This window comes from Planktothrix sp. FACHB-1355 (assembly GCF_014748295.1).
Taxonomy (GTDB): Bacteria; Cyanobacteriota; Cyanobacteriia; order Cyanobacteriales; family Aerosakkonemataceae; genus Aerosakkonema; species Aerosakkonema funiforme_A.
The window spans coordinates 1-9,103 of the sequence record NZ_JACJUP010000148.1; the positions used below are offsets into that span (position 1 = coordinate 1).

General features: G+C 44.3%; 10 protein-coding genes. 7 read left to right on the top strand and 3 right to left on the bottom strand.

All coding sequences use genetic code 11. The features are described from left to right. On the top strand, window positions 1–1,792 hold a 1,792-nt coding region (locus H6S82_RS09315; RefSeq protein ID WP_242056881.1), incomplete at its 5' end, for a carotenoid oxygenase family protein. Window positions 1,793–1,971: 179 nt separating this feature from the next. Continuing rightward, window positions 1,972–2,517: an adenylate kinase gene (locus tag H6S82_RS09320; RefSeq protein ID WP_190467883.1), complete on the top strand. Its 546-nt coding sequence runs from the start codon at window positions 1,972–1,974 to the stop codon at window positions 2,515–2,517. Window positions 2,518–2,639: 122 nt separating this feature from the next. Here the strand turns inward: H6S82_RS09320 and H6S82_RS09325 are convergent, their stop codons facing one another. After that, window positions 2,640–3,401 carry a Uma2 family endonuclease gene (locus H6S82_RS09325; protein WP_190467885.1) on the bottom strand — a complete coding sequence of 254 codons (762 nt, stop codon included), beginning with the start codon at window positions 3,399–3,401 and terminating at the stop codon, window positions 2,640–2,642. Window positions 3,402–3,503: 102 nt separating this feature from the next. Between H6S82_RS09325 and H6S82_RS09330 the strand changes: the two genes are divergently transcribed. Continuing rightward, window positions 3,504–4,037, top strand: a complete 534-nt coding sequence (locus tag H6S82_RS09330) for a pentapeptide repeat-containing protein (RefSeq protein WP_190467888.1) — start codon at window positions 3,504–3,506, stop codon at window positions 4,035–4,037. Window positions 4,038–4,048: 11 nt separating this feature from the next. On the opposite strand, the gene H6S82_RS09335 is transcribed toward H6S82_RS09330, so the two are convergent. After that, window positions 4,049–4,738 (bottom strand): GDSL-type esterase/lipase family protein, encoded by a 690-nt coding sequence (locus tag H6S82_RS09335; protein ID WP_190467891.1) that lies wholly within the window; start codon window positions 4,736–4,738, stop codon window positions 4,049–4,051. Window positions 4,739–5,022: 284 nt separating this feature from the next. Between H6S82_RS09335 and H6S82_RS09340 the strand changes: the two genes are divergently transcribed. Further along, on the top strand, window positions 5,023–6,204 hold the full coding sequence (locus H6S82_RS09340) for a phytochelatin synthase family protein (protein WP_190467896.1): 1,182 nt from the start codon (window positions 5,023–5,025) through the stop codon (window positions 6,202–6,204). A gap of 64 nt (window positions 6,205–6,268) precedes the next feature. Here the strand turns inward: H6S82_RS09340 and H6S82_RS09345 are convergent, their stop codons facing one another. Next, on the bottom strand, window positions 6,269–7,555 hold the full coding sequence (locus H6S82_RS09345) for an RNA-guided endonuclease TnpB family protein (RefSeq protein WP_190467898.1): 1,287 nt from the start codon (window positions 7,553–7,555) through the stop codon (window positions 6,269–6,271). 185 nt (window positions 7,556–7,740) lie between these two features. On the opposite strand from H6S82_RS09345, the gene H6S82_RS09350 reads away from it, so the two are divergent. The 3 genes from H6S82_RS09350 to H6S82_RS09360 all read left to right on the top strand — a co-directional run bounded on the left by H6S82_RS09350 (window position 7,741) and on the right by H6S82_RS09360 (window position 8,858). Then, window positions 7,741–7,974 carry a DNA-directed RNA polymerase subunit omega gene (locus H6S82_RS09350; protein ID WP_190467902.1) on the top strand — a complete coding sequence of 78 codons (234 nt, stop codon included), beginning with the start codon at window positions 7,741–7,743 and terminating at the stop codon, window positions 7,972–7,974. 76 nt (window positions 7,975–8,050) lie between these two features. Next, window positions 8,051–8,632: a hypothetical protein gene (locus H6S82_RS09355; protein WP_190467905.1), complete on the top strand. Its 582-nt coding sequence runs from the start codon at window positions 8,051–8,053 to the stop codon at window positions 8,630–8,632. 34 nt (window positions 8,633–8,666) lie between these two features. Further along, window positions 8,667–8,858, top strand: coding sequence for a hypothetical protein (locus tag H6S82_RS09360; RefSeq protein ID WP_190467908.1), 192 nt, complete (start codon window positions 8,667–8,669; stop codon window positions 8,856–8,858). Window positions 8,859–9,103: the final 245 nt, after the last annotated feature.

Below are 9,103 nucleotides of genomic sequence, written 5' to 3' on the forward strand. Positions count from 1 at the left end.
TAAAATTTTATTATCCGCACAAAAACCAGTACAGACTGAAGAATTTTATAGTTGGTTACAAGCTTATTTGGGTAATTCCCCAGATGATAAAATTTTTCACGAATTGTATGAAAGTCTCAACTCTCTAATTTACATAGAGGGTGGCTTAAATCAACCGGAAAAACAACACCTACAAGCAATAGATACCCTAGATTCAGCACCACCAGAAACTCGCCAAAAAGCTCTTGAGCGGCGTTTTATGAGCATTTTTCTAGATCATAAATTCCTGGAAAACTTAGCACATACACAGCAGATATCGCCTAGCGATCGCGCCACCAAGGTTTCTGGTTATTATGCTGGAGTCCCCCAAGGAATCCTCAGCCGCTTCAGTGCGATCGCAAATACCCCAGCAATCGCAAAAGATCCTACAAAACTTTATTTGACAGACAACTTTGCTCCCATCAAAGAAGAAATAAGTATCGAAAACTTGGCAATTATCGGCGAACTACCCTGGTATCTTTCCGGGATGTTTCTCCGTAACGGCCCTAACCCACAATTTCCCCCAGTAGGACTTTACCATTGGTTTGATGGAGATGGAATGCTCCACGGAGTACGGATTGTCAACGGCAAAGCTAGCTACCGCAATCGCTATATTCGCACAGACGGATTTGTATTGGAAGAAACTCAAAAACAGGCAATTTGGCCTGGTTTACTCAACCTGCCTCGCTTTGATGCACCCTACGGCTTAATGATGAAAAATCCTGCCAATATGTCCTGTGCGTGGCACGCAGGCAAATTACTGACTCTTTGGGAAGTGGGCGCACCACATTTGATGAGCTTACCAGAGTTAGAAACGCTTGGCAGACATAATTTTGGTGGCAAACTTACTTCTGCTATGTGCGCCCGCCCAAAAGTCGATCCGGCAACTGGTGAAATGATGTTTTACAGTACTTCACCGATCGCGCCCCCATACTTAGAGTACAGCATCGTTTCAGCAGACGGGGAACTTGTGCAAACAGTGCCGATCGATTTACCAGAACCGGTGATGATGCCCGATTTTGCCATCACGGAACACTACACCATTTTCCTAGATATGCCGCTCAAGTTCAAGCCAATGCGATCGGCTGCGGGTGAGATACCCATTGAGTTCGATCGCGATCGCAAAAGCCGTATCGGTATCTTACCTCGTCACGGCAACAACGAGTCAATTCGCTGGTTTACCATTCCTAATTGTGCCATCTTCCACGTTGCTAATGCTTACGAAGAAGACAGCGAAGTTATACTCATAGCCAACCGCATGGATTACTGCAACTTCTTCGTTCCTAACTACAACCAGAACGGCGAAGTGTTAAACTTCGATCTCGAAACCTTAAAAATGTGCCGCTGGCGAATTAATTTGACAACTGGCGCGGTGAAAGAAGAAATTATCGATAATGTTCCCTCAGACTTTCCTGGCATAAACGATCGACTGACCGGTCGGCGGACACGTTACGTTTACGCTTCGCGAGTCGCACTTTACGCAAAGCCTAAACCCCTTTTCGACGCTTTGATCAAGTACGATTTAGAAACAGGTTCCTCACAAGTTCATGAATTTGGGAAAGGACGCTTTGGCGGTGATAGTACCTTTGCACCTCTCCCTGGCGGTAATGCTGAAGACGACGGTTGGTTGCTTACTTTTGTTTGGGATGACACCACCAAACAGTCTGAATTAGTAGTTATCGATGCGCGAAACTTTACAGGTGAACCGACAGCGCGAGTAATCATGCCTCAGCGCGTTCCTTACGGTTTCCACTCTATCTGGATTCCATCTTAGGAAATTGCTACTGTAGATCGCAAACCGGGTTTCTCCTATAAACCCGGTTTGTGCAATTACGTGAAACTTCCACTACTACCTATGCAACCGGACATAATATAATAACGAACTCAAAAATAATAAGACTTATATCAATTCCGGCGCAGCCGGAATCATAAAGCACTCAAAGGACAGTAGCGATGAAAAAAGTAGCGGTGTTTGGCAATACTGGAGGTGGTAAATCAACTCTGAGCAAGAGATTATCAGAAATCACTGGTTTGCCACTTCACATCTTGGACAAGATTCAATATCAATCGGGGGGAATTGAGGTTCCCCGTGAAGAATATTTGCACGCCCATCAGCAAATTTTAATGAGTGACCGATGGATTATTGACGGGTTTGGTTGCAAGGAAACCCTTTGGCTAAGGCTTGACGAGGCGGATACTTTGGTTTATCTCGATCTGCCGTTATATGTGCATTTCTGGTGGGTAAATAAACGACTGATGACAGGTTTTTTTAAACCGCCAGAAGGCTGGCCGTCCAAAAGTCCACTATTAAAGAGTTCGCTTAATAGCTACCGCGTGCTTTGGTTATGTCACAAATATTTGACTCCAAAATATCGGGAGTATATCAAGGAGGTTGAAACTACCAAAAGTATTTATCACATTCGATCTACTAAAGATATTTCACAATTTTTTGAATTAATTGAAAATCAGATTAACTTTAAAGATGGTGCATCAGCGTAAGTATATATTCAATACAAAAGCTAGCTATTTTATCGCTTCATACACTACAAATGTAGAGTCAATTCATACATTGACTCTACATCCTATGGTAAAATTGTCTGGCTGCGTATTTCCTGAATAAGTTATCGATCTGGATCTATCCCCATTTCTTGCAATCGAGCCAACAAAACTTGCGATCGCGCTCTTTCCTCTTGTAGCAAAGCTTCTGCCTCTTCAGCCCGTTGGCGTTCTTGTTCGGCACGTTCTTCCGGCCACAAGAGCATATTACCTTCTGCATCCCCCCACCGCAACCAATAACCGGTTCTGCCTTGATAGGTTCCCTGCCAAACTCCCAGAAATAAGTCTAATCCAGGAATCGCATAACGTCCGGACTCATCTGGCGTTTGCAGTTGATAACGTTCCGATTCTAAAGCATAAACCTCAATGCGCCCGGTATTCGGTCGAAAAATCACGTAACGAGGAACCTTAATAACCTGTTCGTAAAAGAACCACTTGCCGATATTTTCTGTAGATTCGACAGAATATTCTTCACCGTAAGTAGCGGACAAAAACTCCATTACTACTTGCGGAATAGTACCTTCTGTGTTTGGCGTGTAACTGCGACGAGGTTGGCTTCCTTGCCAAGGTTGTACAGGTCGCACATACATCCAGTCAGGTGCTTTACAGATAATTCGCTCATCTATGGCAGCACAGAGAGCAAAATTGGAAACGATGAGCGCGTCTTGGCAAATTTCCGGAAATGCCATTAAAGGTTGGCGCAGCGCAGATGCAAGTAAAGGCTGGTCGGTATTTTCCACAGGATCGTCGGGTAGGATAAAATCATCTGGCAATAGAGGCCAGGTAATTGAGTGTTGAGAGACTGGTGTTTTTGCGATCGCCTGCATTATCTGACCTCGCAGTCGCCTGTGCGTCGAATTATCGATCTATATCCTAGCTTATTAGTCTGAGAACATTGATAATGTAAATAGCTTTATTCCCAGATTACTATGTTTTCCAAATTTCCGAGCCCATTAATAAATATTTGGCGGCGTTTGTTAGTGATTATTTTACTTTTAGCTCTTGCATTTGGCTGGGTAATGCTAAATGCAACTCCCGTCGCATTTGCACAAGCAAAGACAATTAATTACACCAAAACAAGTTTGGAATACCGCGACTTTTCCAACAGCGATTTAAGGGGAGCCGTTTTCGCTGCCGCTGAAATGCGAGGCGCAAACTTGCAGGGGTCTAACCTCACTAATTCTATTTTGACGCAGGCAATTTTACTGGAAGCGAATTTGTCAGGTGCGAATTTGACGGGTGCGTTAGCAGATCAAGTGACATTTAAAAATGCTAACTTGACCAATGCTATTTTTAAGGAAGCGATGTTGACAAGTTCTAGATTTGATGGTGCGATCGTCACCGGATCTGATTTTACCGATGCGCTGATCGATCGCTACGAAGCGACCCAAATGTGCAAACGCGCAGATGGTATTAACCCAGTTACCGGAGTATCTACGCGGGATAGTTTAGGTTGTCGGTAATGTCGCGCTTGCTATGTTAGCTTAGACATCGCTTCCCAACGAATAACATCTTGCAGTAAAGCTTGATAACCGGCCACATTGGGATGGAGACCGTCTTCTGTCAGGCGCGATCGCACCCACTCCTCACCGCGTCCCATCCACAGATCGAAAATATCCAAATAAGGAATCTGTCGCGCTTGACAAGCGAGTCGAGTTGCCTCTTTGTAGCGATACTGGTCGCTATGGTTGTAATACAAGCAATCTAAAAATGGCATTCTCGCTTCATTCACCGGCACCATTCCCACAAACAGCACCGGACACAGCTGTTGGGCGCGATCGAGCAAAGAAGCGACTTCGACTTTAAAAGTTTCAAAATCCGTATAGTTGCGTCCGTTCTGACGTCCCAGACGAGGCGAATCATTGACCCCCACCGAAAGGACGATCGCATCCGGTACGCGATTTCGCAGTTCTCCCCGATGTCGAAACTCGTGTTCCAAGCGTTGCGCCACTTGCTTGACACCATCTCCTCGCACGCCCAAATTATAAAGGACGTGACCGGGACTGGTTGGTGACATCCATCGGCGTCGCAGTCGTTCTACCCAGCCACCACCTTCAAAATCACCGAATCCATACACCAAACTATCTCCGAGTACGATTATCTTCAAAGGATGGCTATTTGCTTGGCGTAACTGTGCAGAAGTAGGAGCTACCAATGTTGCCATAGGCCGTAATACTTAGCGAGTGGGATAATTATAAAATCTTGACATACGGTGAAGAAACTATACAACATCTTCGTGAGATATGTTATGCAGCTTGTGCAATACTTGCCGCGATCGGCTACCAACCGAAAGTAAAACCAGCGCCTCTTCCCTAACAATCCGGGAAACTCAGCTTTCACGGGCATGGGGCAGAGGACATAGGCGATCGGAAATGCTTGATGGGCAAGGATTTCTGGCGATTAATTAGTTTTAATTATCAATATAAATACGGGAGAGCTAAAAACTTAATGTCCGAGCCAGGATTTTATCGTCGTCCACTACCCGATTCTGCCATTGCCTTTTCCTCTGTAGAAGGAAGGCAAATTTTTCGCGAAGCGCTGGCATTGGGAGGGATGGAAGGCTACTTTGCTCTGGCCGAACAATTTCATACTCAAGTAGAACCCGCTTTTTGTGGATTGGGTAGTTTAGTAGTTGTTCTGAATGCCTTATCCATCGATCCAGGTCGGATTTGGAAAGGGGTGTGGAGATGGTATGGAGAGGAATTTTTAGATTGTTGCTTACCTCTCTCCGTTGTTAAAGAAAACGGCATCACTTTCGATGAATTTGCCTGTATCGCACGCTGCAACGGTGCTGTTGTCAAAGCGAATCGTTACCATCAAAGCAGCTTGGAAAAATTTCGGCAAGCTGTTGAACAAGTCACTACTGCTTCGGGTGATATTCATCTAGTGGTTTCCTACAGCCGAAAAGTATTGGGACAAACTGGTGATGGTCATTTTTCACCCATCGGCGGCTATCATCCCAAACGGGATTTAGTTCTTATTCTGGATGTTGCTCGTTTCAAATATCCACCTCACTGGATTTCTTTGCCTTTGTTATGGAAAGCTTTTGAGCCTGTCGATCCGGTCACAAATAAATGTCGAGGTTATATTTCATTGCAGAAGAGTGAAAAGCTGCAAGAAACCTTTTTTAATGTTGACTTTGATTTACATCAGTGGCGTAGCGTTGCTCCTTACTTTGCAGAAATACTCCCAGACATTCTTACAAAAGAGCAACCATTATCAATTGTTTCAGTTGTCAGTACCATCCTGCATCATTGGCCTGTTGAGTTCACAACTATGCTGGATATTTCGTCACAGAGGACAGAGATATTCGATAAATTATGGGCAGCTATTCGATTAAACCCACTGTTTGAGATTATTCAACAATGCCTGTATAGCAATGTCTGGGATGCTATGTCTGAGGTCGGAAAATGGCGATCGCAACAGCCGTTTGTAGCAGAGATAATCACAGTAATTTTACTATCCTGCCCACCAACTCTGTATGTAACTCTCAAATCAGATTTACGACTCTGGTTCGAGGAAGTTCGCTATCTGGAAAAACTATTTTCTCCCTTGGATATAGAGATATCGAGGCTAAGAGAACAAATGTTAGCGCTCCAGGAGTTTTATACTTTGTATTCCAAGGCATAAGTGGGATATCGAGCCGAGTTAGAACCCAGAGGCAATTTGCAGGGGCTGTTGACATACTCCCCCGTCAAGCGTTGCTGTGACGGGGGATTCTCCCGGAGTCACCTACCGGAATTACTGGCTCAACGAAACGACTTAAATCATCAACATCTCTGTTAAAGATCCAGAGGCCGGATTCTCCCCAGTCGTTTGGGTCGGTTTCTGTTTGCCCAACAGTACCGTTGAGATATTCTCCCAAATATTTCAACCCTTTTTTCAAAATATTAATTGCCGCATTCCAATCACGATCTAAAACTGTTTGACAGTGGGGACATTGATGGGTTCTTGTACTCAATGTCTTATAAACTTTTGCCCCACAAACCGAACAATCAATAGTCGTAAACTGTGGTGGTACAGCAATGCAAGTTATCTTATGAATCTTGGCGAAATAATTCACCCATTGCGTGAACTGATACCAAGAAGCATCGCTAATACTTTTCGCTAACTTGTGATTCTTCACCAAATTAGACACCTTCAAAGCCTCATAGACTACCAAATCATTAGACTGGACTAACGCCAGAGCATCTTTAATTGCTCTGTCCTTACGTTGTCGAGAAACTTTTAAGTGTAGTTTGGCTACTTTCCGACGTTGTTTGTGATAGTTAGCCGATTGTTTCTGACCATTTTTGTATCGCTTAGAAAGCCTACGTTGAGCTTTTCTTAAGCGATTTTCTGTTTGGCGGAAAAAGCGAGGATTTTCTACTGTCTTGCCACTGGAATCCGTGTAGAATTCTTTCAAACCTAAATCGATTCCCACCACAGAACCAGTGAATTCATGCTTTTCTTCTCGGTTATAGTCAATTAGAAATTGGCAGTAGTAACCATCAGCACGTCTAACTACCCTCAACCGCTTAATTTGCTGTTCTGAGTAATAGACTAACGTTCTTTGGGAACACCACAAATCAAATGTACCTGCCTTAAACCCATCAGTAAAAGTGATTTGCCTTCTCTCATCAGAAAGTTTATAGCCAGTAGTTTTATATTCTACCGACCGACTAAACTTCTTGAACTTAGGAAAACCCTTCTTTTTAATTGATGAATCCCGGCAGTTACCATAAAACCGAGCTATGGACTGCCATGCTCGGTCTGCGCTTGATTGTCGTGCTTGTGAATTTAATTTGTTTACCCAAGGTGTTGTAGAATCTTTCGCTAAAACGGCACAAAGTTTTTGCAAGTCATTGCGTGTAGTTCCTTTGTTGTCCATCCAATATCTGACGCATTTGTTTCTGACAAATTGCGCCGTTTTCATGGCTTCTTCGACGCTTTGGTATTGTTCTGGAGTACCGCCTTTTAGCTTGGCTTCTACAACTAACATTTGCTTATCCTCGACCTTGGATAGGTTTTAGTTTAACAAACTTTATCCACAAACTGTAGAATTAAATCGTTGCTTCGCTTCTGAGTTGCTGGTCGGATTTCATCCCCCGTTAAACTGCGTTGTAACGGGGGCATTCATCCGACATTTTTAGGTAAACTGGTAGTTGATCCCTAGCACCAGGTTCTATGTACAAGCGCTCTAAGTTCGAGACTACCCAAACCCAGATTATGGATAGGGCGGAAGGCTTGATTAATGCTGCTTCCAATCGCTACCGGATTACAGTTCAGGTTGCCAACCGGGCTAAACGCCGCCGATATGAGGAGTTTGATAATCTTGATGACCCGATGATGAAGCCGGTGATCCGGGCAATTATAGAGATGTCCGATGAGTTGACGCAACCTGAGATTATTGGCGAGTAAGATCGATCGTTCGTAGTTCGCTGTTACCCCAATGAGCTACGAACAATGTCCCATTGCGTGTCCCCCCCATCGCCCTATGTCCAAAAAACTGATTCTGGCGCTGACAACACCGATCGTACTAAGTCTGACCTTCTCTTTGCCCAGTTTATTCAATCCAGCGCCTACAACAGCCCAACAAATAAGACCTCAAGATGTTTGGCAGCAAGTGTATCAAATCTTGCCGGATTTGCCGTTGGAGAACCAATATATCAGCAGGGAAACTGGCAAACCGGCGACAGATAACACATTGGTGAGTCGCTTGATTAGATATCACATCTATGTCAAAGGTCGTCCGCCGATATTTCGGCTAGATTGGAAGCTGACTGTGGCAGATTATTTGGGAGCGCACGATTTGATGTCGGAAAGCGCTTATCCTGGTAACGATACTTTACGGAAAAATCCGATCGAAGGCGATCGCGCTGTCATCAGTGGCCTAAATCGGGCTCAACGCGATGCCTTAATCAACACCCTGGTGAGCATTTTTAACCCGAATGCCGCAGCTGAGTCGCAAGCGAAACCTACTCCCACATCTGCACCCCAATCCCCAGCCACAACACCCAACCCCAGAGGACTCCCACCCCAACCCCAACCGGGAGACGCCCGTTTACTGATGCCTTAAGCGATCGAAATCTCAATAATATGAGGATAAGTTTATGGGACGAAAAGCTCGACTCAAACAAATCAGGCGAGAGGCTATTAACAACCCCTCACCAGAGTCTGCGCCAAAGGCTGATTTTGATAATACTCAATTTGTCGATCAACTAGAACGTCAAGGATACAAACTCCAGGAGATTCAGCGTTCTCCTTCTGTTCCCGAATCAAATAAATCTTTGCCTCAGTTGTAAAGATTTTCAAGCTGACTGAAGAAATTTATAATATCATGTTCGTTTGCATTATTAACACCTGAGTGATGGGGAAGATTGTCTGTTGGCATCGCGGGTTAAGTTTTAACTACAGATGAAAAAAGATGGTTAAATTTTTACCGCAGATAAAGGCAGATAAACGCAGATAAGAATACATTTGGGGGGAGTGGGAGAGTGGGGGAGAAAAGAACAACAGGTAACTTGCGATCGATAATATTACGGCGGGA

Bases quoted from the DNA above. Each gene is read 5' to 3' on its own strand.
- H6S82_RS09330 (WP_190467888.1), top strand. From the start codon at position 3,504: ATGTTTTCCAAATTTCCGAGCCCATTAATAAATATTTGGCGGCGTTTG.
- H6S82_RS09355 (WP_190467905.1), top strand. From the start codon at position 8,051: ATGTCCAAAAAACTGATTCTGGCGCTGACAACACCGATCGTACTAAGT.
- H6S82_RS09325 (WP_190467885.1), bottom strand. From the start codon at position 3,401: ATGCAGGCGATCGCAAAAACACCAGTCTCTCAACACTCAATTACCTGG.
- H6S82_RS09320 (WP_190467883.1), top strand. From the start codon at position 1,972: ATGAAAAAAGTAGCGGTGTTTGGCAATACTGGAGGTGGTAAATCAACT.
- H6S82_RS09335 (WP_190467891.1), bottom strand. From the start codon at position 4,738: ATGGCAACATTGGTAGCTCCTACTTCTGCACAGTTACGCCAAGCAAAT.
- H6S82_RS09340 (WP_190467896.1), top strand. From the start codon at position 5,023: ATGTCCGAGCCAGGATTTTATCGTCGTCCACTACCCGATTCTGCCATT.
- H6S82_RS09360 (WP_190467908.1), top strand. From the start codon at position 8,667: ATGGGACGAAAAGCTCGACTCAAACAAATCAGGCGAGAGGCTATTAAC.
- H6S82_RS09345 (WP_190467898.1), bottom strand. From the start codon at position 7,555: ATGTTAGTTGTAGAAGCCAAGCTAAAAGGCGGTACTCCAGAACAATAC.
- H6S82_RS09350 (WP_190467902.1), top strand. From the start codon at position 7,741: ATGTACAAGCGCTCTAAGTTCGAGACTACCCAAACCCAGATTATGGAT.